This window comes from Pantoea sp. SOD02, assembly GCF_024707505.1.
In the GTDB taxonomy this organism is placed as follows: domain Bacteria; phylum Pseudomonadota; class Gammaproteobacteria; order Enterobacterales; family Enterobacteriaceae; genus Pantoea; species Pantoea symbiotica.
Genome location: NZ_CP102604.1, coordinates 2,378,517 through 2,403,377 on the forward strand (window position 1 = coordinate 2,378,517; position 24,861 = coordinate 2,403,377).

25 protein-coding genes are annotated in these 24,861 nt (G+C 54.0%); 14 read left to right on the forward strand and 11 right to left on the reverse strand.

Features of this window, described 5'->3' with window-relative positions; all coding sequences use genetic code 11:
* Positions 1-11: 11 nt before the first annotated feature.
* The 5 genes from tagF to NR302_RS11135 all read left to right on the forward strand — a co-directional run bounded on the left by tagF (position 12) and on the right by NR302_RS11135 (position 5,075).
* Positions 12-710, forward strand: a complete 699-nt coding sequence (gene tagF / locus NR302_RS11115) for a type VI secretion system-associated protein TagF (protein WP_008107694.1) — start codon at positions 12-14, stop codon at positions 708-710.
* A 33-nt stretch (positions 711-743) separates the two neighbouring features.
* Positions 744-1,856 (forward strand): type VI secretion system-associated FHA domain protein TagH, encoded by a 1,113-nt coding sequence (tagH, locus tag NR302_RS11120; RefSeq protein ID WP_258143466.1) that lies wholly within the window; start codon positions 744-746, stop codon positions 1,854-1,856.
* Positions 1,853-2,629: a PP2C family serine/threonine-protein phosphatase gene (locus NR302_RS11125; RefSeq protein WP_258143467.1), complete on the forward strand. Its 777-nt coding sequence runs from the start codon at positions 1,853-1,855 to the stop codon at positions 2,627-2,629. Before tagH ends, NR302_RS11125 begins: the two co-directional genes overlap by 4 nt.
* A gap of 13 nt (positions 2,630-2,642) precedes the next feature.
* Complete coding sequence (locus NR302_RS11130; protein WP_008107691.1) at positions 2,643-3,593, forward strand: hypothetical protein; 951 nt, start codon at positions 2,643-2,645, stop codon at positions 3,591-3,593.
* Between the two features lie 66 nt (positions 3,594-3,659).
* Positions 3,660-5,075: a serine/threonine-protein kinase gene (locus tag NR302_RS11135; RefSeq protein ID WP_258143468.1), complete on the forward strand. Its 1,416-nt coding sequence runs from the start codon at positions 3,660-3,662 to the stop codon at positions 5,073-5,075.
* A 6-nt stretch (positions 5,076-5,081) separates the two neighbouring features.
* Here NR302_RS11135 and NR302_RS11140 read toward each other — a convergent pair whose 3' ends face one another.
* Complete coding sequence (locus tag NR302_RS11140; RefSeq protein WP_008107689.1) at positions 5,082-5,753, reverse strand: gamma-glutamylcyclotransferase; 672 nt, start codon at positions 5,751-5,753, stop codon at positions 5,082-5,084.
* A 543-nt stretch (positions 5,754-6,296) separates the two neighbouring features.
* Between NR302_RS11140 and chaA the strand changes: the two genes are divergently transcribed.
* Complete coding sequence (gene chaA, locus NR302_RS11145; protein ID WP_154156473.1) at positions 6,297-7,382, forward strand: sodium-potassium/proton antiporter ChaA; 1,086 nt, start codon at positions 6,297-6,299, stop codon at positions 7,380-7,382.
* 118 nt (positions 7,383-7,500) lie between these two features.
* Here the strand turns inward: chaA and kdsA are convergent, their stop codons facing one another.
* From kdsA to hemA, 6 genes are read right to left on the reverse strand one after another with little or no spacing between them, the layout of a single operon-like run.
* Positions 7,501-8,355 (reverse strand): 3-deoxy-8-phosphooctulonate synthase, encoded by an 855-nt coding sequence (kdsA, locus tag NR302_RS11150; RefSeq protein ID WP_008107666.1) that lies wholly within the window; start codon positions 8,353-8,355, stop codon positions 7,501-7,503.
* A gap of 30 nt (positions 8,356-8,385) precedes the next feature.
* Positions 8,386-9,195, reverse strand: a complete 810-nt coding sequence (gene sirB1 / locus NR302_RS11155; RefSeq protein ID WP_008107665.1) for an invasion regulator SirB1 — start codon at positions 9,193-9,195, stop codon at positions 8,386-8,388.
* Complete coding sequence (locus NR302_RS11160) at positions 9,192-9,590, reverse strand: SirB2 family protein (RefSeq protein ID WP_008107663.1); 399 nt, start codon at positions 9,588-9,590, stop codon at positions 9,192-9,194. Before NR302_RS11160 ends, sirB1 begins: the two co-directional genes overlap by 4 nt.
* Positions 9,591-9,592: 2 nt before the next feature.
* Entirely contained in the window at positions 9,593-10,432 is an 840-nt protein-coding gene (gene prmC, locus NR302_RS11165) for a peptide chain release factor N(5)-glutamine methyltransferase (protein ID WP_258143469.1), read from the reverse strand.
* Entirely contained in the window at positions 10,432-11,514 is a 1,083-nt protein-coding gene (gene prfA, locus NR302_RS11170; protein WP_008107659.1) for a peptide chain release factor 1, read from the reverse strand. Before prfA ends, prmC begins: the two co-directional genes overlap by 1 nt.
* Before the next feature lie 41 nt (positions 11,515-11,555).
* Positions 11,556-12,812 carry a glutamyl-tRNA reductase gene (hemA, locus tag NR302_RS11175; RefSeq protein WP_061718543.1) on the reverse strand — a complete coding sequence of 419 codons (1,257 nt, stop codon included), beginning with the start codon at positions 12,810-12,812 and terminating at the stop codon, positions 11,556-11,558.
* Between the two features lie 216 nt (positions 12,813-13,028).
* Between hemA and lolB the strand changes: the two genes are divergently transcribed.
* From lolB to NR302_RS11195, 4 genes are all read left to right on the forward strand, one after another.
* A complete protein-coding gene (gene lolB, locus NR302_RS11180) occupies positions 13,029-13,652 on the forward strand; it encodes a lipoprotein insertase outer membrane protein LolB (protein WP_101764109.1) in 624 nt (207 codons plus the stop codon).
* Entirely contained in the window at positions 13,649-14,518 is an 870-nt protein-coding gene (gene ispE / locus NR302_RS11185; RefSeq protein ID WP_258143470.1) for a 4-(cytidine 5'-diphospho)-2-C-methyl-D-erythritol kinase, read from the forward strand. The genes lolB and ispE overlap by 4 nt, the downstream gene beginning before the upstream one ends.
* Positions 14,519-14,642: 124 nt before the next feature.
* Positions 14,643-15,590, forward strand: coding sequence for a ribose-phosphate diphosphokinase (gene prs, locus NR302_RS11190; protein ID WP_006118899.1), 948 nt, complete (start codon positions 14,643-14,645; stop codon positions 15,588-15,590).
* 227 nt (positions 15,591-15,817) lie between these two features.
* Entirely contained in the window at positions 15,818-16,993 is a 1,176-nt protein-coding gene (locus NR302_RS11195; protein ID WP_258143471.1) for a GGDEF domain-containing protein, read from the forward strand.
* Here NR302_RS11195 and ychH read toward each other — a convergent pair.
* Positions 16,990-17,265 (reverse strand): stress-induced protein YchH, encoded by a 276-nt coding sequence (gene ychH / locus NR302_RS11200; protein WP_061723496.1) that lies wholly within the window; start codon positions 17,263-17,265, stop codon positions 16,990-16,992. The genes NR302_RS11195 and ychH overlap by 4 nt on opposite strands.
* Before the next feature lie 257 nt (positions 17,266-17,522).
* Here ychH and pth point away from each other — a divergent pair, with 257 nt between their 5' ends.
* Together pth and ychF are read left to right on the forward strand one after the other, a co-directional pair.
* Positions 17,523-18,110, forward strand: a complete 588-nt coding sequence (pth, locus tag NR302_RS11205; protein ID WP_008107639.1) for an aminoacyl-tRNA hydrolase — start codon at positions 17,523-17,525, stop codon at positions 18,108-18,110.
* Positions 18,111-18,221: 111 nt separating this feature from the next.
* Positions 18,222-19,313 (forward strand): redox-regulated ATPase YchF, encoded by a 1,092-nt coding sequence (ychF, locus tag NR302_RS11210; protein ID WP_008107633.1) that lies wholly within the window; start codon positions 18,222-18,224, stop codon positions 19,311-19,313.
* Between the two features lie 67 nt (positions 19,314-19,380).
* Here the strand turns inward: ychF and NR302_RS11215 are convergent, their stop codons facing one another.
* Positions 19,381-20,616 (reverse strand): MFS transporter, encoded by a 1,236-nt coding sequence (locus NR302_RS11215; protein ID WP_008107625.1) that lies wholly within the window; start codon positions 20,614-20,616, stop codon positions 19,381-19,383.
* Between the two features lie 63 nt (positions 20,617-20,679).
* Positions 20,680-21,633 (reverse strand): sugar phosphate isomerase/epimerase, encoded by a 954-nt coding sequence (locus NR302_RS11220; RefSeq protein ID WP_258143472.1) that lies wholly within the window; start codon positions 21,631-21,633, stop codon positions 20,680-20,682.
* Positions 21,634-21,955: 322 nt separating this feature from the next.
* Between NR302_RS11220 and NR302_RS11225 the strand changes: the two genes are divergently transcribed.
* Together NR302_RS11225 and NR302_RS11230 are read left to right on the forward strand one after the other, a co-directional pair.
* Positions 21,956-22,837, forward strand: a complete 882-nt coding sequence (locus tag NR302_RS11225) for an SIS domain-containing protein (RefSeq protein WP_008107616.1) — start codon at positions 21,956-21,958, stop codon at positions 22,835-22,837.
* Positions 22,838-22,848: 11 nt separating this feature from the next.
* Positions 22,849-23,781, forward strand: a complete 933-nt coding sequence (locus tag NR302_RS11230) for a ribokinase (protein WP_258145187.1) — start codon at positions 22,849-22,851, stop codon at positions 23,779-23,781.
* 85 nt (positions 23,782-23,866) lie between these two features.
* Here the strand turns inward: NR302_RS11230 and NR302_RS11235 are convergent, their stop codons facing one another.
* Complete coding sequence (locus tag NR302_RS11235) at positions 23,867-24,847, reverse strand: LacI family DNA-binding transcriptional regulator (protein ID WP_258143473.1); 981 nt, start codon at positions 24,845-24,847, stop codon at positions 23,867-23,869.
* Positions 24,848-24,861 lie beyond the last annotated feature (14 nt).

Sequence of the window (24,861 nt, forward strand, 5' to 3'; positions counted from 1 at the left end):
GTGAGGTAATCATGCCGACACACACTGCGCCGGGCTGGTACGGCAAGTTACCGGCCACCGGCGACTTTTTGCGCCAGCGTCTGAGCGAAAATACGGTGACGCCGTGGAGCCACTGGTTTCAACAGGGATTGACGCACTGGCATCAGCAACCGGATGCCAGTCCGGCACAGTTTTTACGTGCGCCGGTGTGGAATTTTGTGTTGCCGCTTTCGCCGCTGCGTCAGCAGGTGCAGATGGGCTGCCTGCTGCCCTCGTGTGATCGCGTGGGCCGCAGCTGGCCGCTGCTGGCGCTGCGTAGCTTCCCGTTGAGCCGCTGGCACAGCGCGCAGTTGGCAATGTCCGGCGACTGGTTTCAGGAATTGGGCGCGCTGCTGCTGCACGCGGTGCGCGATCGGCTCAATCCCGATGCGCTGGAACAGCAAATGCAGCGCTTGTCGCCGCTGCTGGTGCCGGATACGCAGCGCAGCGACATCATGGATGTGATTGGTTTTGATGATTTGCCCTGCACGCTGAGCTGGCGTGAAGTGGCTGACAGGTTCGATCCGCAGCAGCACATGAGCTACTGGTGGAGTAATCGCAGTGACGGTTTTAGCCATGCCACGCATAAACACAGTGGCCCGCTGACTGCGCAACTTTTTTCATTATTGTTTAACCCGGCGTCTGGTGCACAGCCGGGCCGCAACGGCCTCTATCCACCGATGTTTGAATAGGCCGTCGCGTTTGCCTTGTTAACGGGATGACTCATGCAATTTACCATTGTGCAGTGCAATACGGATGTGCCCGCCAAGACGGTAGCCTTCAAACCGCCCGGCGGCACTATCGGCCGCAGTCAGGATAACGATCTGGTGCTGCCTGACGAATCGCGCGCCATATCGCGCTTGCAGGCGCTGGTGCACCTATCGCCGGAGGGCGAATGCCGCCTGACCAATCAGGGCAGCGTCACGTCGGTGGTATTGAACGGCGTCGCGTTGCAACGCGGCTCGCAGGTAGCGTTGCAGGATGGTGACACGCTGCAAATTGGTGAGTACGGGCTCGAAGTGCGCGATCCCAACAATCTCAAAACCCACCGGGACGATCCGCTGGCGTTCTTTGCCGACAGCAGTGATGACCCGCTCGGCATGATGCAGGAGCCCGACGTGATTCCCGAGCCGGTAGCGCGTCAGGAACGTCGCAACGATCCGCGTCTCGCCATCGATCCGCAAAGCGATGCGCCGACGCTGCCAGCCACCTTGCTGGGCGTCTCTCAGGACAAACTGATTGCTGCGTTGCTGGAAGGCATGGGGCTGAACAACGGCCACCAAACCACCATCACCGAAGAGCAGATGCGTGTCACTGGCCGCATGCTGAGCCTGTTTTCGCAAGGCACCGTCGCCCTGCTCTCCTCGCGCTCGATTCTCAAGCGCGGCGTGAAAGCCGACATGACGATGATCCTCAACGAGGCCAATAACCCGTTCAAAATTTTGCCGTCCGGTAAAACCGTGTTGATGCAGATGTATCAGAGCCAGATGCCGGGCTTTATGCCGCCGGAACCGGCGGTGCGTGATGCGCTGGTGGATTTGCAGGCGCATCAGCTTGGGATGATTGCCGGCATCCGCGCAATTATCGCCGCCATGTTGCAATCCTTTAACCCGCAGCGCTTAGAAGAAGAAGCGCGCAAAGATGGCGTACTGCCCAAAATGGCGTTTAGCACCGGACGAAAAGCGGCGCTGTGGGATTATTTCTCACGCCACTATCAGCGTACCGCCGGTGAAATTGAAGATGACTTCCACACGCTGTTCGGCGAAGCCTTCCTGCATGCCTATGATATGGAAGTGAATCAATATAAGGATTCTCAGACGCGGACCGAAGACGCATGAAGATGATGTTTGCCAGCCGCTGCCAGCAAGGCATGCGCGACGAAAATCAGGATCGTACTGGCGCCGAGTTGGACGATCATAAAGCCTGTTTTCTGGTGTGCGACGGCGTGGCCGGTTTGCCCGGCGGAGATATCGCTGCGCAGCTGGTGCGCGACACGCTGCTGACGCAGTTGCAGCATAGCGCGACCTTCACGCCGGAAAGCACGCGTGCCGCCATCGAACATTGCCAGCAGGTGCTGATTGAGGCACAGGGAAACAATCCGAATTTTTCCCGGATGAGCACCACGCTTGCCGCGCTGTTTATCGACCGTGAAAAACAGCTCGCATGGTGGGCGCACGCTGGCGACAGCCGGGTTTATCACTTCCGTCATGGAGTACTGAATCAGGTGACGCGTGATCACAGTTTGGCCCAGCAGTTACGCGAGGCGGGCTATGAAAATACCGGCATTAACAGTAATTTACTCTATAATGCGCTCGGTGTTGAGCCTGCCCGTCCGGCCACCTATAGCGAGGTGATTACGCTGGCCGATGGCGATGCGTTTTTGGTTTGCAGCGATGGATTCTGGCTCAATCTCACCACCCACGAAATGGAACTGGCCCTGCGCATGGTGAATGCCTGCGAAGAGTGGCTGACTTTGATGGAACAAGCCGTTAACCGCAGTGTTAAAAGCGACAATCTCAGCGCTCTTGCCGTCTGGATTGGCGAACCGCAGGAAGCGACGCTGCTTTATTCCCAGGCTGATGCGGCACGTTTTCTGCCGTCACGTTATTGATCCAAGGATTCTTATGAAAGTGTGGTTGACGGGCTTCGCAACCCTGTTGCTGGCCGGAAATGCGCAGGCAGAAGATTATCGTGTGGTCTATTCACCGAGCCTGTCATTGGAAGTCTACATTGATGACGTGGCGAGCAAAGCACCTAACGACTGGTGCAAAGAGACGCTGCCGCTGCGCATTGTTTCGGGCAAAAGCACCGACTCCAGCGTCCTGACCAGCTTCCTGCCGCGCGTCGGTACGCTGCTGGCTAATCAGTGCGGCTTGCTGGATGAACTGCCGTGGCAGATGACTAATAAAGAGGGCAGCGTGCTGGCAAACGGTAGCGCAGCCAAATTACAGAACTGGCGTCCCATCGTCATCAACGATGCCACGGCCAGCGCAACCGCCAATAATGCCGCGCCGCTCGATCTCTCGCGCCCGGCGGATAGCACGCCGTTGCAGCATTTTGCCTTGCCGGGCGGTTGTCATTTCCGTACCTGGTGGGATGACAAAGGCGAATCGCTGTTTATCCCGGATAACCCGAATCAGCACTGCTCTACCGAAGGCTGGCTGGAAGGCCCGAGCGAAATGACGCTGATGAGCAACGGTAAAACGCGCAATGTGGCGCTGAATTTCTATCAGGGCTACCCGATTGCAGATTTGAAACTAAGCGGTCCGCCGCTGGAAGTGGTCTCGGTGAATAACCAGCGCATGATCGTTACGCGTCCGGATGCCGATGATAGCTGGTTAGTGCTGCCGTTTGATGCACAACAGCATGTGTGGCGCTTCAGCGGCACACTTCTGGTGAAGATGGACAAAACCGCCGATCAGGACAGCGATGTGCTGAAAAAGCGGGTTGAGACGTTACGCGGCGTTTGGTCGCCGCAATTTATGCCACAGCAAAAAGTGACTGTGTTACTGATTGACACCCTGCATGCGGATCTCGCCGATCCGGCGATTGGTGCCTGGCGTAACATTAATTAATTAGCGGTCGTTGCCCGCCGTCATCGTGATGACGGGGCGCTACAGGACGTGTTCAGAGAGTTCACTATGTCGGCAAACGAAAACCATACACCTAACGCCCTGCCTGCGGGCTACCGGTTTAATGAATTTGAAATCAAGGAAGTGATTGGCGGCGGCGGCTTCGGCATTGTTTATCGTGCCTGGGATCATCAGCTGGAACGCACTATCGCTATCAAAGAGTACATGCCCGTCTCGCTGGCGGTGCGTGCGGCGGATATGTCGCTGGAACTGCGCGGTGAGCGTTTCCATAAGCTGTTTACCGCCGGTCGCAATAGTTTTATTCAGGAGGCGCGCCTGCTGGCACGCTTCAATCATCCCGGCTTGCTGCACGTGTTGCGCTTCTGGGAAGAGAACGGCACCGCGTACATGGGCACGCTTTATTACAGCGGTATGACGCTGAAAGAGTGGCAGATCACCAGTCCGGACAGCATTGATGAGAGCTGGATCCGCCGTCTGCTGCCGCCGCTGTTTGGCGCCATCGATACCATTCACGCTGCCGGTTATCTGCATCGCGACATCTCGCTGGATAACATCCAGATTCAGGAAAATCAGCTGCCGGTGCTGCTCGATTTTGGCTCGGCGCGCAAAGAGATCGGTAACCTCTCTGATGAAACCGAGATCATGCTTAAACCCGGCTTTGCGCCGATTGAGCAATACAGCGAAGAAGGCGAAATTGAGCAAGGTCCGTGGACCGATATCTATGCGCTGGGCGCGGTGCTGCATAACCTGATCACCGGCCATGCGCCACCGGTGAGCGTGGTGCGCTGCATTGAGGATAACTATCAGCCGCTGGTGGAGCGCAAGCCGGAAGGCTATTCGCTGCCGCTGTTGCACGCCATTGACTGCGCGTTAGCGATGAAGCCGGAAGATCGTCCGCAGAGCATTGATGCCTTTGCTAACTTGATCGATCTGCCGGTAAGCGATGTCGAAGCGCTCTCTACCACCATTCCGGTGGTGGCCGAACCGGTTGTACCGGCGGAGCCGATGGTGGCAACGCCGGAACCGCAGGTGTTGGCGGTCAATCATGCCGCAGCCGCCGTTGAACCTTTGACGCCACGCAACGTACGTCGTTTGTCGCCCGGTTTAGTGGTGGCCGCTGCGATTGCGGTGTTGGCGGTTGTTGTGGTGGTGTGGAAAGCGAATCGTCACAGCGAAGTGCCGCCGGTGGCCGCGAGCACCACGCCAGCCGCGCCTGCTGCACCCGCCAATAATGTGGCGAGCACTGCGCCAACGGTAGCGACGGTTTATCTGCGTTTGCAGGCGGGTGAGAATGTGATGCTGAATGGCGAAGCCCGGGATGTGAAGCCCTCGAGCAGCGGGTTTGCTTCATTGAATCTGGCGGCGGGGAACTATCGCATTGAAGTGCGTAACGGCAACCAGGTGCACAGCCAATCGTTGACCATCGATAAGCCGGGAACCTGGCTGATTAATCCAGCGCAGTAATGCGCGTTAGCGCGCTGCTGAATGATTCTGCAGCGCTCTGACTTCTGCCGCCAGGCGCGTCAACGCCGCTTCCTGCATCCCACGTTTACCCAGCTCCTGCTCCAGCGCATAGAGATACTGTGCGTTGGTGCCGAGCGGCCCACTGGCCTGGGCAATTAATGGCGCGATGGTGCTGCGACATGAGTCGGTTTCATACAATGGATGACGCGGATCCATAATGAACACCAGCGCGGTGACGTTGCGTCCATCCTCCAGCTCCAGCTCACACCAGGTTGGCAGATAGCAGCCGGTGATCATTTCACGCTTCCACAGCAGCTCCAGCTCATCATGCAGTCGCGATTCCGGTAAACGGAACGCCAGTCCACTGGTGGATCCGCCCTCTTTCAGCGCCAGCATGCGACCAGGCGCGGTGACGGTGCCGCGACCGGCAATCAGACGCAGACAAAATGCACGGTGCCAGCCCTCTAATCGGCCAGGCGCCACTTCTGCCGCTTCAAAAATCGGGTTCCACATCAGCGAGCCGTAGCCAAAAATCCACACCGGGCTTTGGTCAGGACGACAGGCAAGCGTCGCTGAAAGCGATGCCGCACGCTTTTCACAACTCCAGAACAGCGCTTCATCAATATCGCCGAACGATGTTTTACAATCTGCTTTTAATAAAAATTCCCGCGTTAACACTGTGGTCTCCTCTACTGCGCTGACATCTTGCCGGTGTGGTTCCTTAAAACTGATGTCTACAGGCGACGCTGAACACATCGCCTTAAGAGAAGACATTAATTCATTTTTAACAAAACATTCAAGATTGACCCCGATCACAAAAGGGAAATTCTGTGTAAATAGCATCGGCTGCCTGGCGAGGAACTTCAATATTGGAAGGAAAAGTGCGAAGCGAAGCAAAAAAACCCGCATAAAGTCCCACTTTTACGGGAATATTGGATTTAAGAGAGTTAAACCCCCATAAGCCATATCAAACAAGTCAATTAAACAGACCAATCTCATCTTTAATTTAGAGAATGACTGATGCAACATAATGAATACAGGCGTTAATCCAGCGATAACATGCTCTTTTGCCGTGTTATACATAATAAACGCTTTTGGTAAAATCGCGTAAAGTCACAGCAGCACAGTTGTTGAAAAGTTACACTGCGTTGCGTCAGAAAACTCATTATATTTATCAGGCAATGATTGCCTGCTTTGTACTTTTTCCGGAGAGGATGGTAAATGCCTGGACATGAGAAAACCCGCCATACCGAGTACTCACTGATTTTCCCCGTTGCTGCGCTGGCGGTGCTGAGCTTCTTCGGCAACCAGACAGCGCTTCTGCCGGTTATCGGCATCAATCTGCTGGCATTAGTTGCCATTCTGTTTAGCGCGTTCAGCGTGGTGCGTCACGCCGACGTTCTGGCACACCGTTTAGGCGAACCTTATGGCTCGCTGATTTTAAGTCTTTCTGTTGTCATTCTCGAAGTGAGCCTGATCTCGGCGCTGATGGCCACTGGCGATGCCGCGCCCGCGCTGATGCGCGACACGCTTTACTCGATCATCATGATTGTGACTGCCGGTTTGGTCGGCTGTGCCCTGCTGCTGGGCGGACGCAAGTTTGCCACGCAGTACGTCAATCTGGCGGGCGTGAAACAGTACATGATCGCCATTTTCCCGCTGGCGATTCTGGTGCTGGTGTTTCCCAATGCGTTACCCGGCGGCAACTTCACTACCACCCAGGCGCTAATTATTGCGGCGATTTCCGCCGCCATGTACGGCGTATTCCTGCTGATTCAAACCAAAACGCACCAAAGCCTGTTCGTTTATGAGCATGAAGATGATGGCGACGATCCGCATCACGGCAAGCCTTCTGCGCACAGTTCACTGTGGCACACCGTATGGCTGATCGTGCATCTGATTGCGGTTATCGCCGTAACCAAGATGAACGCCAATCCGCTGGAGAGCCTGCTGACAGAGCTGAATGCCCCAGCACAGTTCACCGGGTTCCTGGTGGCGCTGTTGATCCTGTCTCCAGAAGGATTGGGTGCGATTAAAGCGGTGCTGATGAATCAGGTGCAGCGCGCAATGAATCTGTTCTTCGGTTCGGTGCTGGCGACTATTTCACTGACCGTGCCTGCGGTTACTATTATCGCTACCCTGACCGACCAGCAATTGGTGTTTGGCCTTGAGCCGCCGCAGATGGTAATGATGAGCGCCGTGTTGATTCTGTGCCACATTTCGTTCTCAACGGGCCGCACCAATGTGTTGAACGGTGCCGCGCATCTGGCGCTGTTTGCAGGGTATTTGTTGACGATTATGCTGTGAATGACAGGTCGCCATAAATGGCGACCCTACGGAAATTGTACATGTTGTAGGGTCGCCATTTATGGCGACCAGCCAATAAAAAAGGCGCCATCGGCGCCTTTTTCACATCTGAAAACAATCAGTTGCTGGTATCCAGCTCTGGGAAGCTCTTCACCAGATCGTCGATCGCTTTCATCTGCACCAGGAATGGCTCCAGCTTATCCAGCGGCAGTGCGGATGGACCGTCGCATTTAGCGCTGTTTGGTTCTGGGTGTGCTTCGATGAACAAGCCAGCAATGCCAACCGCCATACCGGCACGCGCCAGCTCAGCCACCTGCGCACGACGGCCGCCAGAGGCAGCGCCGAACGGATCGCGCGTTTGCAGCGCGTGGGTAACGTCGAAGATCACTGGGCTATTTTGCGTGACGTTCTTCATCACGTTGAAGCCGAGCATATCGACAACCAGGTTGTCATAGCCGAAGTTGCTGCCGCGATCGCACAGGATAACCTGATCGTTACCGCCTTCAACGAACTTGTCATAGATGTTGCCCATCTGACCTGGGCTTACAAACTGTGGCTTCTTCACGTTAATGACCGCGCCGGTTTTCGCCATCGCTTCCACTAAATCGGTCTGACGCGCGAGGAAGGCAGGCAGCTGAATCACATCAACCACGTCAGCCACCGGCTGCGCCTGCGATGCTTCATGCACGTCGGTGATGATTTTCACGCCGAAAGCCTGCTTCAGCTCCTGGAAAATCTTCATGCCCTCTTCCAGGCCTGGACCACGATAGGATTTGATTGAAGAACGGTTGGCTTTATCAAAAGAGGCTTTGAATACGTAAGGGATGCCGAGTTTGTCGGTAACCTTAACGTAGTGTTCGCAGATGCGCATGGCGAGATCGCGCGATTCCAGCACGTTCATGCCGCCGAAGAGAACGAATGGCAGATCGTTTGCGACCTTGATATCGCCGATTTTCACTACTTTCTGTGTCATGCCCTTTCCTTTCCTTTTATCGGGTAACGCTTAGTGCAGCGTTACCTGTTTCTGTTCAATTGCGTGAATCTGCACTTTAATCATTTCGCTGACCGGATCTTCAGGACACTGTTCAACGAAATAGGTCAAATCAGTCAGCGCGATGTGTTCACACTCTAATTGCGCGTAAATCAAACCACGGTCGCGGATCTCATAAGGATCATCAGGATCGATCTGCAGCAGCACTTTGCTGACGTTCAGCGCCAGCTCCATCTGCTTCTCTTCCATCAGCGCGGATTTCAAGGTGTCGAGCATCTTGCGCATCACGTTGATGGTCTTGGCTTCGTCGAGATCATCGTTATACAGCTTGGCGGTTGGGCTGATGTTGCCTTTGAGCCACACTTCCAGCGTATGCGTATCCAGCGTTTCGCCGTTGAACGGGTTGATCAGCCACATTTCGCCATCTAACCAGTCGGCGCGCAGAATCAGCTGCGTCGGGAAAATCACCGGCATCAGCGGCAATTCCAGCTCATCGGCGATGTGCAGCAGAATCACACCCAGCGACACTGCAGTGCCCTGACGGCTCTTCAATACTTTGTCGATCCACAGCGCGTCAGAGAGATTGTAGACGCCGCTGGCGCCACCAAATCCCCACTGACGATAGAACAGCTCCAGCAACTTACCCAGCTGCAAATCGGCGTCCTGCTCGCTGCTGATGAACTCACGGGCTTCATCGACCATTGCCGCCAGCTGTTGTTGCACAGAAGGCGCAGAAAAATCATTGCGTATGGCGCATGTGGCGCCAATCACCGCTTCACTCAACGGTGTTTCACTGTAATCGAGTTGCTCTGGCGAGGTCATACAATCCCCAATAACGGCATTTTGGTCATCGCCAGCTTAATCACAAACAGCAAAGCTACGATTGCAATCAGGAAGGCGATCCAACGTGTCCCCATTTTACGTGGGCGACGGCTCAATGCCACGGAACCTAAGGCGATGTAGATAATAACCGCTAACAGCTTCTCCGTCAGCCAGCTTCCTTGCGGTGTGAACGGATAAAAGTGCGTAATCATCACTAGCAGTGCACCGCTTAACAGCAAAAAGGTGTCGTTGATGTGCGGCGCAATGCGCACCCAGCGGCGCTGCAGCATCGCTGAGCCGGTGGTTTGCCAGTAGAAGCGCAGCAAAAACAGACAAATCGTCAGCGCGACGGTCAGCAAGTGAAAATGTTTAATGAGGGGATACCAGCTCGCCATCGTTATTCCTTGTTAAAAAATTGTCCTAGTGTGACGCGCGGATTACCGCCGTAATCGTCAACGGTGCTTACCGCCTGATAACCGTGCTGCGTCATGATGGCGCGTACGGCTGCGCCTTGCTGCCAGCCATGTTCCAGCAGCAGCCAGCCACCCGCGTGCAGCCAGTTCGGTGCGGTGTGAATGATGAAACGTAAATCAGCCAAACCCTGATCGTCCGCCACCAGCGCGCTGAGCGGCTCAAAGCGCACGTCGCCCTGCTGCAGATGTTCATCGGCGGCATCAATGTAGGGCGGATTGCTGACAATCAGATCAAAACGTTGGGCGGGAAGTTCACTGAACCAGTTGCTGAGGATGAAGCGGGCATTATCGATGTGCAGACGTAGCGCGTTGTCCTGCGCCAGTTCCACCGCTGCGGCAATACGATCGCAGCCGATAACCTGGCAAGTTGGCCGTTCGCTGGCCAGCGCCAGCGCAATCGCGCCGGTGCCGGTGCCCAGATCAAGCAGTGAGGTTGCTGTGGGCGGCAGATGCGCCAGCGCCTGTTCCACCAGCACTTCGGTGTCCGGGCGCGGAATCAGCGTGGCATCGCTGACGCGCAACGGCAGCGACCAGAATTCACGCTCGCCGACCAGATGCGCAATCGGCTCACCGTTGACGCGGCGCGCCAGCAGCGCATTCAGCTGTTCCTGCTGCTGCGCGTCCAGTTCTGCATCGTCAAAGGCGATCAGCCAACTGCGCGGTTTGCCCGTCACGAAACTCAGCAATATTTCCGCATCGCGCTTCGGGCTGTCGCCGCCACAGAGCGCTACCACAGCCTGCTGTAGCCAGCGACGGATGATCATTAGTCTTGTCCAGCCAGCGCGGCCAGCTGATCGGCTTGATACTCCTGCACAATCGGCTCAATCAGGGAATCCAGCTTGCCTTCCATCACCTCGTCGAGACGATAAACCGTCAGGTTGATGCGGTGATCGGTAACGCGGCCCTGCGGGAAGTTATAGGTGCGGTTACGGTCCGAACGGTCGCCGCTGCCGAGCAGGTTACGACGCGTTGAGGCTTCTGCGGCATTACGCTTCGCCGTTTCCGCCGCGTGAATACGTGCGCCCAACACCGCCAACGCTTTGGCTTTGTTTTTGTGCTGTGAACGTTCGTCCTGACACTCCACCACAATGCCGGTTGGCAAGTGGGTGATACGAATCGCGGAATCGGTGGTGTTAACGTGCTGACCACCGGCACCAGAGGAACGGAAGGTGTCGATTTTCAAATCGCCGGCGTTGATTTCCGGCATTTCCGCTTCTGGCAGCTCCGGCATCACCGCAACGGTACAAGCTGAAGTGTGAATACGGCCCTGTGATTCGGTTTCTGGCACGCGCTGGACGCGATGACCGCCCGATTCAAACTTAAAGCGGCCATACGCGCCATCGCCGATGATGCGCGCGATCACTTCTTTATAGCCGCCGTGCTCACCTTCGTTGGCGCTGATGATCTCCACCTGCCAGCGACGTGCTTCAGCATAACGGCTGTACATACGGAACAAATCGCCGGCAAAAATCGCCGCTTCATCACCGCCGGTACCGGCGCGCACTTCGACAAAGCACGGACGTTCATCGTCGGGATCTTTCGGCAACAGCAGCACTTGCAGCTGTTGTTCCAGCTCTTCACGCTTCTCGCGTGACAGCTTCAATTCTTCCTGCGCCATCTCGCGCATTTCCGGGTCTTCCAGCATCATTTCGGCAGTTTCAACATCTTCCTGCACCTGCTGCCATTCGCGGAAACAACGGGTGACGTCGCTAAGCTGGGCATATTCGCGTGATAACGCACGGAAACGATCCTGATCGGCAATCACGCCGGCATCGCCCAGCAACGCTTCCACTTCCTCGTGGCGTTCCTGGAGCGCTTCCAGCTTGGCAACAATAGAGCTCTTCATGTAATAGCGGGTATCCCAGTGATAGGTCGTGACTGACCAGATTACTCTAAACCGAGGCTGTCACGTAAGATCTGCAGGCGTTCGCTGTCGCCGTCGCGCGCGGCCTGCTGCAGTGATTTGGTTGGTGCATGAATTAAACGGTTGGTCAGCTTGTGCGCCAACTCTTGCAATACTTTTTCGGCGTCAGCGCCCTGCTGCAGCGCGGCCAGCGCACGTTCCTGTAACTCGGCGCGCACCTGATCGGCCTGCGAGCGGTATTCACGGATGGTCTCAACCGCGCTTTGCGCGCGCAGCCAGGCCATAAATTCGCCGCTCTCCTGCACCACAATGCTTTCGGCCTGCACGGCGGCGGCTTTACGCTGCGCCATGTTCTGCTCGATGATCGCTTGCAGATCATCAACGCTGTAAAGATAGGCGTTCGCCAGCTTGCCCACTTCCGGCTCGACATCGCGCGGTACGGCGATATCCACCAGCAGCATCGGCTGATTGCGACGCGCTTTCAGCGCGCGCTCCACCATGCCTTTACCGATAATCGGCAGCGGGCTGGCGGTAGACGAGATAATGATGTCGGCATCGGCCAGACGCGTTTCGATATCGCCGAGGCCAATCACTTCTGCCCCAACTTCATCAGCCAGCAGCTGCGCACGCTCGCGGGTGCGGTTGGCAATCATCAGCTTCTTGACGGAGTGTTCGCGCAGATGACGCGCCACTAACTCAATGGTTTCACCGGCACCGACCAGCAGCACGTTAACGGTGCTGAGTGATTCAAAGATTTGACGCGCCAGGGAACAGGCGGCGAAGGCGACCGAAACGGCGCTGGCACCAATCTCGGTTTCGGTGCGTACACGCTTGGCCACCGAAAAGGTTTTCTGGAACATGCGCTCCAGTTCACTGCTCAGCGCATGATCGCGTGACGAATCAACAAAGGCTTTTTTTACCTGACCTAGAATCTGTGGTTCACCCAACACCAATGAATCCAATCCGCTTGCTACACGCATCAGATGGCTGACCGCCGCGTTATCCTGATGCCAGTAGAGGCTGTTGCGCACATCCTCTTCACGCAGATCGTGATAGTCACACAGCCAACGCACCAGCTTCTCCTGCAGGTCGGCTTGCTGCTCTACACTGAGGTAGAGTTCCGTACGGTTGCAGGTCGAGAGGACCACGCCGCTCTGCACCATCGGCTGGGACAACAGGCTATTCAGCGCCAGTTCCAGCGTGTCTGGTGTAAACGCAACGCGTTCGCGTAGCGCAACAGGTGCAGTTTTGTGGTTGATTCCGAGTGCAAGCAGCGTCATGTGATTCGGGTTGGGATATCCCAATAGTTGTCAGGGTTTTGTGCAGCGCATTCTACAAGATGCCACAGGTCAAGAAAAGCCATACAAAGCCTATGACTGTAATAAGATTAAACTGATCGTGCGCAATTATTGCCATAACAGCATTGACGGCTCACATGCGGATGGTTAGCGTTACCGGTTACGAAGTAAAAACGTGTCTGAGGAGATGACCACGTGATGCATTTGCCCCCGCGCAAGTTACTGCGCCTTTTACCCCTTGCCAGCGTGTTACTGGCTGCATGTACCATTAACAAACCACAAGGTCCGGGCCCAAGCACCACGTCACCGCAATGGCAGCAGCATCAACAAGCCGTGGCGAAAATCAGCCAGTATCAGACGCGCGGCGCGTTCGCGTACCTGTCGGATAAGCAAAAAGTCTATGCGCGCTTTAACTGGCAGCAAACCGCTGCCGATCGCTATCGTCTGCTGTTAACCAATCCGCTCGGCAGCACCGAATTGCAGCTGGATGCGCAAGGTTCCGTGGTGCAGATCGTTGATAACAAAGGCAAGCGCTACGTCAGCAATGATGCCGAGAAGATGATTTCACAGCTCACCGGCATGGATATCCCGCTCGCCAATCTGCGTCAGTGGATGATGGGCCTGCCGGGCGATGCCAGCGATTATCAGCTGAATAACAATTACCAGCTGCAAAGCCTGAACTACAGCCGTAACGGTCAGCAGTGGAAAGTAAACATTTCTGATTACGACAGCAAAGTGAATCCACCGCTGCCGGCGAATCTGGAGCTGTCTGAAGGCGGTCAGCGCATCAAATTACGCATGGATAGCTGGACCACCCAATGATCACCACGTGGCCCGCGCCAGCAAAACTGAATCTGTTTTTGTATATCACTGGCCGTCGTCCTGACGGCTACCACAACCTGCAAACGCTGTTTCAATTTCTCGATTACGGTGACACGCTGGAAATCACGCCAGACAGCAGCGGCAAGATTACCCTGCTGACGCCGCTGGATGGCGTGCCGGATGAAGAGAACCTGATTGTGCGCGCCGCGCAGGCGTTAAAAACCTTCGCCGCATCGCGTGGCACTTTGCCTGCGCAAGCCGGTGCCAGCATCGCGCTGGAAAAACTTTTGCCGATGGGCGGCGGTCTCGGCGGCGGTTCTTCGGATGCGGCAACGGTGTTAGTGGCGCTAAATCATCTGTGGCAAACCGGCTTAAGCGTTGCTGAACTGGCAGCGATTGGCATCAAACTGGGCGCAGATGTGCCAGTGTTCATTGGTGGCCACGCGGCCTTTGCTGAAGGCGTGGGCGAACTGTTGCAGCCGGCTGAACCGGCAGAAAAATGGTATCTGGTGGCGCATCCGGGCGTGAGTATCGCAACGCCGGATCTGTTCCGCGATCCCGATCTGACGCGCGATTCACCAATCCGCACATTAGATGAACTGTTACAGCGTCCTTTTCACAATGATTGTGAGTCTGTGGCAAGAAAACGTTTTCGTAAGGTTGATGAGCTGCTTTCCTGGCTGCTAGAATACGCGCCGTCGCGCCTGACTGGGACCGGAGCTTGTGTGTTTGCTGAATTTGACACCGAATCCGACGCACGTCAGGTGCTGGAGCTTGCCCCGAAATGGATTTGCGGATTTGTGGCGCGCGGGCTTAACTTCTCGCCGTTGCAGCGCACACTTTCTGGGCTAAAAGCGTCTACGTGACAGTGTCACCCGTTCCAGACACTGCATGTTGCGCATTAACACACCCGTATGAACATGCTCTTTGGTATTCGCCGGTTACTCTAGAGCCGTTCATTCTCTGGACGCCAAGCCTGAGGTTCTTCTCGTGCCTGATATGAAGCTATTTGCTGGTAACGCCACCCCGGAACTAGCACAACGTATTGCCAACCGCCTTTACACTAGCCTCGGAGACGCCGCTGTTGGCCGTTTCAGTGATGGTGAAGTAAGTGTACAGATCAACGAAAATGTACGCGGTGGTGATATTTTCATCATCCAGTCCACCTGTGCCCCCACCAACGATAATCTGATGGAGCTGGTTGTGATGGTCGACGCTTTGCGTCGGGCTTCTGCTGGTCGTATTACTGCTGTTATTCCTTACTTTGGCTATGCACGTCAGGATCGCCGTGTGCGTTCTGCTCGTGTACCGATCACCGCCAAAGTGGTTGCCGATTTCCTTTCCAGCGTGGGCGTTGACCGTGTCCTCACCGTTGACCTGCATGCTGAACAGATTCAGGGCTTCTTTGATGTCCCGGTGGATAACGTCTTCGGCAGCCCAATCCTGCTGGAAGATATGCTGCAAATTGGCCTGGAAAATCCAATTGTAGTTTCCCCAGACATCGGTGGCGTAGTGCGTGCCCGCGCCATCGCTAAACTGCTTAACGATACCGATATGGCTATCATCGACAAACGCCGCCCGCGCGCGAACGTTTCTCAGGTGATGCACATTATTGGTGACGTTGCGGGTCGTGACTGTGTACTGGTCGACGATATGATCGACACCGGCGGTACGCTGTGCAAAGCGGCTGAAGCGTTGAAAGAGCGCGGCGCGAAACGTGTCTTCGCTTACGCCACTCACCCAATCTTCTCTGGCAACGCGGTGGAAAATCTGCGTAAGTCGGTGATTGACCAGGTGATTGTCTGCGATACCATTCCGCTGTCTGAAGAAATGAAATCTCTGCCAAACGTGCGTACTTTGACGCTGTCTGGCATGTTGGCCGAAGCGATTCGTCGTATCAGCAACGAAGAATCAATCTCCGCGATGTTTGAGCATTAATTCATCGCGTGAAACCGGGCCTTGTGCCCGGTTTTTCTTTGTTCACTGTCCTAAACCTGACTCACCGATTAAGCCACTTTCGCCGCTGATATTTGCGCGATAAATTTCGTTAAATCTCGCTATTCTCGCTGCCATCCACTCTTTTCCAGCAACTCGCATTGCCGCCCTTTAGCGCTCCAATAATTAATGGTATTTTCTTCCCCACTTTTTCAAGAGCTCCGACCACTATGACTCTCGACATCTACACACTGTTTGTTTGCGAGCTCTATGTGCTGGGGTTTTTGAGTATCATTTTAGTTTTTGCCTGGGTTGGCGCGCAGTACGATCGCGTATTGGGCTGCACCACGCTGGCGTTGGTTTTAACGTTGACCGCGGTGTTCCTCAGCAGCTTACGCAGCGCGGGATTCCAGTTTTTACCGGTAGCGGTCGGCAACATCATGCTGCTGCTGGCTTACGGCAATCTGCTCAACGCCTTCCGCATCTTCTGCGGTAAAACCATTGGACTCAGCTGGTTAGGCGGCGGTTTATTGTGGGCGATTCTGTGCCTGTTCCCCGAGTTTTATCACAGCCAGCCGAAGCGCGTGTTGGTGGTTTGCCTGCTGTGCATCATCTATACCGGCGCGCTGATCCGCTTGCTGTGGCGCGTGCATGCCTCGTTAACCGTCACCTTCTGGCCAGCGCAAATCCTGCTGTGGATCCATCTGCTGTTTCACGTGGCGCGCATCTTTCTCGATGATGCGGTGGCAACGCCGGTACGCGGTGCGATCGGCGGCTCCAGCTTCTCGGTTTATGTGATTCTCGAATCGATTCTGTTTGTCATTGGCCTAAGCTTCACCATTTTGGCGATGGTGAATGAGCGCACGCAAATCGCCCACAAACTGGCATCAATGCTTGATCCGCTCACCAGCGTGTGGAATCGTCGCGCACTGTTCGAGCAGGCAGATAAAATGGTGCTGCGCAGCGCGCGACAATCACAGCAATTTGTTTACAGCGCGGTGCTGTTCGATCTGGACCATTTTAAAAGCATCAACGACCGTTTTGGCCATCAGCAAGGCGATCAGGTATTAATCGATTTTTGTCAGGTGGTGCAGGCGTTGTTGCCGGAGAGTGGACATTTTGCCCGCCTGGGCGGCGAAGAGTTTGCGGCGATTATTCCCGGCGATGCCGAGCAGGCGCAGCGCGTGTGTGAACGTATCCGTTTAGCGACACAGCTGTCGCAACCCAACGACGTGCGCTATACCGTCAGTATCGGCTTTGCCACCGCGCTGCAGCCCGGCGAACCTTTCCCGCCATTGCTGGCGCTGGCCGATGAAGCTTTGTATCGCGCAAAAGCCAGCGGCCGTAACCGCATCGAATGTTATCTCGCGCAGTTACAGCCGCTGCAGCAAACCGTACTCACTTAATGTGATGAGTGATTGCGACGGCAGCGCTTATCACCGTAATGACGCAACCAGTAATAGCGATCTTCAACGCGCTCACGTCCGCTGACGCGTGCACCGACCAGCCACAGCAAAGCGCCAACGAAGATGCTGAACATCGCACCGTGCGCGAGAAATTGTGGCAGGTTGAGTGAAGGAAGCTGATTGATAATAGAATAGCCGACGCCCAATACCATCGTCAGTAAACCCAAACACATCAAACCGTTACCTACAAAGCGGCAATTTTGACGTTTCATGATCCACCTCCATCCTTATAAAAGCAAAACAGCACGTATGGTTAACTAGCCATAAGCTTAGGCAATAGTTGCCGCTTAAGTTGCGTACAGGATCACATATCCTTCACAACCTTTGACAAATCTTTACCGCCAGAGCCTTGATTTCGATAGAAAATGATTAGTCACGTAGAGACATTATCTGCTGCTTGCGGCCTTTGTCATCCGTGCCGCCAGGCAGTAAACTATCGCCCTTTCCGCAGCAAGACAGGATAAACATCGTGAGCAGCATTAAACTGATTGTGGGGCTGGCCAATCCCGGCGCTGAATACGCCGCAACGCGCCATAACGCTGGCGCCTGGTATGTCGATTTACTGGCGAGCCGCAACAATCAGTCGTTAAAAGACGAGCCAAAATTTTACGGCTACACCGCGCGCCTGTCGCTGGCGGGAGAAGATGTGCGCCTGCTGGTGCCCACCACGTTTATGAATCTCAGCGGGAAAGCGGTGGCGGCGATGGCGACCTTCTATCGCATTGCGCCAGAAGAGATTTTGGTGGCGCACGATGAGCTGGATTTACCGCCCGGCGTAGCAAAATTTAAGCAAGGCGGCGGCCACGGAGGCCACAACGGCCTGAAAGACATCATCAGCAAGCTAGGCAACAACAATAATTTTCACCGTTTACGCGTTGGTATTGGCCATCCGGGCGACCGCAATAAAGTCACCGGTTTCGTGCTGGGCAAGCCGCCAGCCAGCGAACAAAAGCTTATTGACGATGCCGTAGACGAAGCGGTGCGCTGCACCGAGCTGTGGCTGAAAGAAGATAAGATCAAGGCGATGAACCGCCTGCACGCGTTCAAGGCGGGCTAAGGCCAATTCCCGCGCCGCAGAAGGCAATTCTGTGTATAATGCGCGAAATTTTTTGAATCTGTCGGCGCTGGTTAACAGCGCTGCGCACTCAGTGAGAAAGGTAATCAGACCATGGGATTTAAATGCGGTATTGTGGGCCTGCCGAACGTCGGTAAATCCACCCTGTTCAACGCGCTGACCAAAGCGGGTATCGAAGCAGCCAACTTTCCGTTCTGCACCATCGAGCCAAACACCGGTGTGGTGCCAATGCCCGATCTGCGCCTCGATCAGCTGAGCGAGATTGTTAAGCCACAGCGCGTAGTGCCAACTACCATGGAATTCGTTGATATCGCCGGTCTGGTGAAAGGCGCGTCCAAAGGTGAAGGCCTGGGCAACCAGTTCCTGACCAACATCCGTGAAACCGAAGCCATCGGCCACGTAGTGCGCTGCTTCGAAAACGACAACATCATCCACGTAGCGGGTAAAGTTAACCCAGCGGAAGATATTGACGTGATCAACACCGAGCTGGCTCTGTCGGATCTCGACACCTGCGAACGCGCGATTCAGCGTTGCCAGAAGAAAGCCAAAGGCGGCGACAAAGATGCTAAAGCCGAACTGGCTGCGCTGGAGAAGTGCCTGCCGCACCTGTCAGAAGCGGGCATGCTGCGCGCACTGAATCTGGATGCTGACGAGAAAGCGGCAATCCGCTACCTCAGTTTCCTGACGCTGAAGCCAACCATGTACATCGCTAACGTCAACGAAGACGGTTTCGAAAACAATCCGTACCTCGATCAGGTGCGTGCGATTGCCGAAGCTGAAGGTTCAGTAGTGGTGCCAGTGTGTGCTGCAGTTGAATCTGATATCGCAGAGCTGGAAGATGATGAGCGCGACGAGTTCATGGCTGAGCTGGGTCTGGAAGAGCCGGGCCTGAACCGCGTGATCCGCGCCGGTTATGCGCTGCTGAACCTGCAAACCTACTTCACCGCTGGCGTGAAAGAAGTGCGTGCATGGACCATTCCTGTTGGTGCCACTGCGCCACAGGCGGCCGGTAAAATCCACACCGACTTCGAGAAAGGCTTCATCCGTGCTCAGACCATCGCGTTTGAAGATTTCGTTGCGTTCAAAGGTGAACAAGGAGCGAAAGAAGCCGGCAAGATGCGCTCAGAAGGTAAAGAGTACATCGTTAAAGATGGCGACGTGATGAACTTCCTGTTCAACGTCTAAGCTATTGATTCCAACAAAAAGCCCGGTTATTAACTGGGCTTTTCTTATAACCAAAATCTCACGTCTGTCAGGCGGCTTTATCCGTCATCGCTACCCGCGCATCCAGCTCTTCAGGCGTTTTCAGGAATGGCGTCAGTACACCGCTCAACACATAAAGCCCGGCATAAATCCCCAGCACCCCGCCCGCGCCCAGCGATGAGTAGAACAGCGCAGTGATAGCGGGAGCGATAAATGCGCCCAGACCTGCGCCCAGATTCAACACCGACATCGCTGCGCCTTTGCTGTCCGGGGCCAGTAACGGGAACAGTGCTGACAGCGGCACATAGCCCGCCATGGTAATGCCGCACAGGCACAGCACGAACGCCATCACATAGAAGTTATGGCCCAGCACCTGCGGCACCGACCAAACCAGAATCAGCACCGCGGCATAGCCAAAGCCGCCGACCCACATAATGGTGGTACGCCAGCCAAACTTATCGCCGAAGAAGCCAAAGAACAGGTTGGCGAAAATCGCCACCAGGAATACCGCCGACCACATATGCAGCCATTCGGTTTTGCTGTAGCCGAAACTGATCAGGTACAGCGGCAGGAATGTGGCTAAACCATATTGGGCGATGCCGTTTACCGATTTCACCACCAATCCCATGGCGATCACCGGACGCTGCAAAATGGTGATGCCTTTAATTAACTCCGCCGCACTGAAAGGATGAATTTCAGATGCCGGTACCACGTCACGGTTAACCCAAATGCCTAACACTGAGCCCACCACCACAAACACCATGCCGATCCACAGCACATGAATTTCGCCCATCACCGGCAATGCCAGCGAGGAGAAGAACGGACCGATGACACTTAAACCCAGCGAGAAGGTAAACCAGAACCAACCCACTGCGGTAGAACGGCGCTCCACCGGCGTGCTGTAGTTAATCCAGATGAGAAACGAGTAGGCAAACAGCGGATAACCGATGCCGCGAATGGCATAAAATGGCAGCATCCAGGCCATGTGCATGGTCTTGAGGCCAATGCCGATAAACCCGATGCTGCCGATGACGAAGGTGATCAGCCCATATACCATCACTTTGCGCGGTCCGAGGGTTTGCACCAGCACGCCAGTTACCCAGGCCGCCAGCGTCACCGTGACACCGTATGCGGTGATCAGATAAGAGGCCTGCGCGACGGAGAGTCCTTTATCCACCAGCCAGATGGCAATCCACGCTTGTTCTACACCATCACCGATCATGAATATCGCGAGGCCGATATAGCCCCAAAGCAAGTTTTTAGGCAAACCTATTTTATCGAACATAGTTTCCCCCAGTGTCAGACACTGACTGGTTGTAGTTAATAGAGGTAAGTTTTGATTTTGTTTTTATTCAGCGATGATTTTCATCAGCATGCCCTGCACTTTCAGTGCATCCTGGCTTTTAATCAGCTGATCGATCTCATCAATGCTCAGGCGGTCGATAAAACTTGAAAGCGCTTTATACATGCGAATATTTTGCGCGCATTCGGCAACCGGATCTTCACGGCTTGGGAAGGTATCGAAATAGATCAGGCCGCTGAAGTTAACGCGTTTTGCGTAATAGATGTATTCCAGCGTCTGCATCAGATGCACTGAACCCAGCATCAACCCATCATCAAAATGGCCATAGCCATCGTTCAAGTGGAAACCCACCAGACGGTTTTTGCGTGCCGACTGGAACAGCGAGAAAGCGGGATTCTCTTTCTTCATGATCATGTGGCAAAAATCGAGGGTAATACCGAGATTGTCGGAGCCCACGTCATCAATCAGCATCAGCGTTGAAGAGACATCACCAATAAAGGAGAAGGTGCGCGGCTCATACGGCTTGTATTCAAAGCTGAATTGCATATCCGCGTGGGACTGCGTCACGGTCTGTAATGCGCTGACCAGCCACTCATAGGCGCGGAAATAATCCTGCTGGAACGGATAATCGTAGCCATCGTAGCCAAACCACAGCGTGACGGTATTACCGCCGAGGTATTTGCACATCTCTGCGGCTTCAAGGGTAATTTCAATCGCTTTTTTACGCAGTGCGGCATCCGGATTGGTGAATTCACCGTCAATGAACTCTTTGTTATAACGCAGTGCAATGCCACCGACCTGCAAATTGTTATCGGCGATGGTCTGCTTGATCAGTTCTTTATCCTGACCAATAAAATGTTCCGGATAATTCAGCTCAATATGCGTCAAGCCCGTAACGGTACCCATACGCGTAATAAGATCGCAAGTATCCATTTTGTTCTTCGCCGCAAACAGATCGGCTCTGGAGCGAAATGAATTTATACGTGATGAGAATTTCATTTTTAAATTACCTTTAATGGGATTTCCACTTTCTTATAAATGAGAATATTCATCAGGTAAATGCGGATAGATAAATACTACCGCTAATAAAATAAAAGGGTAATTTATAATAGTGAAAATTTTACTGCGAGTAAAACCATTAAAATACAACAAGTTAAATAATCATTTTCCTGCTAGTAAAATAACAGTCGCAATTATGATACTTTTATTTTACTACCAGTAAAATGCATAAGTAAAACGTTTTACAGCATGTGATCCAGTTAACACTTTTCCCCTAATCACCATGCTAGCTTAGCGACAACGTTTTTATTGAGCGCTCAACATGCATAACCGACTTAAAGGCAATGAGATATTCCTGCTGGCTCGCACGCTTGCACCTGAGCTGGGAAAAAAGGAACGGTCTATTGCACGTTTTATTGACGACAATCCACAGTCATTATCTAAAATGTGCATCACTGATATTGCGAATTATCTGAATGTCAGCGTATCGAGCATTACTAAAGTATCTAAAAAACTCGGCTTTACCGGTTTTCACGATCTGAAAATCAATATCGCCCGGCAAGTCAGTACGCAGGAAGATATTATTGATATTCCAGTGATTCCGGATTCAGAGAAATATGTTGAGCAGGTGATTGAAAGCACCTTTTTAAATTCAGTGCTGGCGCTACAGGATTCACTGAGTGTGATTAACAGTGCCGTGATCAAAGCGGTGGCGTATCTGTTTATTAATAAGCCAGAAAGCGCGCGCATTTTTATTGCTGGATGCGGTGGTTCAGGCTCAATCTGTGATGATTTCAATCATAAGCTGCTGAAAATCGGTATATTCTCGTCAGTGTTCAGTGACAGCCACAAACAGTTGATGACCGCCTCATTGATGCAACCCGGCGATATCCTGCTGGCAATTTCCCACTCCGGCCAAACCACAGACATTATCCAGATGGTAAAAGCGGCGAATGAGAACGGCGCAGAAACCATCTGCCTGACCAATTATCCCAACAGCCCGCTGAGTTTAATTGCCAGGCACTCGATTATCTCCTCGGTTAAAAACAATCCGATTACCGGAGAAAACGCCACCACGCGCATTGTGCATCTGAATATTCTCGATGCCATTTTTACCATTATCGCCAGCAAGACCAGCGAAAAAAGCCAGACCAGTTTACACAACACCAGAAATGCGGTTGCGTCCAAACGCACCGCCAATTAAGGGCCGAAATGATGAAACATAATATTGTTGTTATTGGCAGTCTTAACTACGACATTCTTGTCCAGCAGGATCGCCTGCCGGAAATTGGGGAGACGTTTACCGGCAACGAATTAATGCTAATGCCGGGCGGAAAAGGGGCAAACCAGGCGGTTCAGTGCGCAAAGCTTGGTTTGAACGTCAATATGGTGGGCTGCGTGGGCAATGATATTTATGGCAGCGAGCTCATAAAATCGCTGAATGAAAACGGCGTATCGGTAGATAACATTAGCCAACGCGGAAAAACCTCCGGCATTGGCATCGTGCAGATTCTGGAATCCGGTGATTACTGCAGCACCATTATTAAGGGCGCAAACTACCTGATTACCGAATCCGACATTCATGATGGATTATTCAGCGATAGACCACTGTTAATCCTGCAGTCAGAGATTCCCGACCATGTGGTTGAACGTGCCATCAGCGTAGCGCGCCGTCACGATTGCCAGATTTTGCTCAACAACGCGCCAGCACGCGAAATCTCTTCGCAGGCGCTGAGCCAGGTGGATTTTCTGGTGGTGAATGAGACCGAAGCCAGCTTTATGAGCAAAACTTCCGTCACTTCGGTCAAGGAAGCGATGGCCTGCGCAGCAGCGCTACAGCAAAAGGTGAATGGCCGGGTGATTATCACGCTGGGCGAGAAAGGCGCGGTATTATCCGGTGATGGAGGTGCCAGACATTATCCCGCTGTGTTCTGCCCGGATGTGGTTGATACCACCGGCGCAGGCGATTCATTTATTGGCGGCATCGCCTATTGCCTGGTGAACAACATTACTCTGGAAGACGCGATTCCTTTCGCTGCTGAAATCAGCTCCTGCTCAATCCAGAAATATGGCGGTCAAAGTTCTTTCCCGATGCTGCCTGATGTAGCCCATGCGCTGACGCAAAACCGCCAGCGGCTGTTTGGGTAACACTTCACGCCTGGCGATCCGCAGAGCATTATTACACCGTCTAGCACCCTCTTCGGCAACGTAGAATCTATCCGCAAGTGCCCCATCAAGTACTGGCACGCACCACAAAGTGCCAGTCCATCATAATGCGTTGAGCCGGCGAACCAGGCTGGTCGATCTTATTCAGCAGCAAATCGAACGCTTTGCGCCCCATATCGCGCGACGGCTGCGCCAGCGTGCTCAGTGGTGGCGTGACCATTTCGGCGAGGTCGGTGCCATCAAATCCGGTCACCGCAATATCCTGCGGTACGCGCAGTCCGGCGGCGTGAATGGCTGAAAGCGCGCCCGCCGCTAATGTATCCGACACCGCGAACACGGCATCTGGACGCTCGGGCGCTGCCAGCAAGCTTTCCATCGCCTGTTTACCGGCATTAAAACTCAGATCGGTGGCGTAAGTGATGGCCTGCCAGCTGCGCGCTTCCTGGCTAAGTTGCTGCTGATAACCCGCCTGTCGCAGCTGCGCATATTTATAGCTGAGATCGTGGTTGATTAACGCAATACGCTGTCGTCCCCTGCTCGCCAGATATGCCACCACGTGCTTTGATGCCTGCACATCATCAATGCCGACGCAGGAAACATCCCCGGCATCGGCGTATTCCGCGCACTGCACCCACGGCGTTTCGCCAATCAGCTGTGCCAGCTCTGGCAACTTACTGAATGCATCCATGGTGATAATGCCATCCACCATTTTACCGGCCAGCAATTGCAAACTGGAGCGGGAGCGTTCGATGTCTGATCCAGAATTACACAACAGAATGCGATAGCGGTTCTTCTCCGCCTGCTCCTCAATGCCTTTTACCAACTCGGCGCAGAAGGGATTGGAGATATCTGACACCATAACGAGAATCATTGAGCTACGTGCAGTGCGCAACTGACGTGCTAACAAATTTGGCTGGTAATTACTCACTTTAATGGCTTGCAGGACTTTCTCACGATTCTGCGCTTTTACCGTGTCGCTGTTATTCAGCACCCGTGAAACTGTCGCCACAGAAACGCCCGCTAAGCGGGCGATTTTTTGGATGGACATGCTTGAACTCTTGC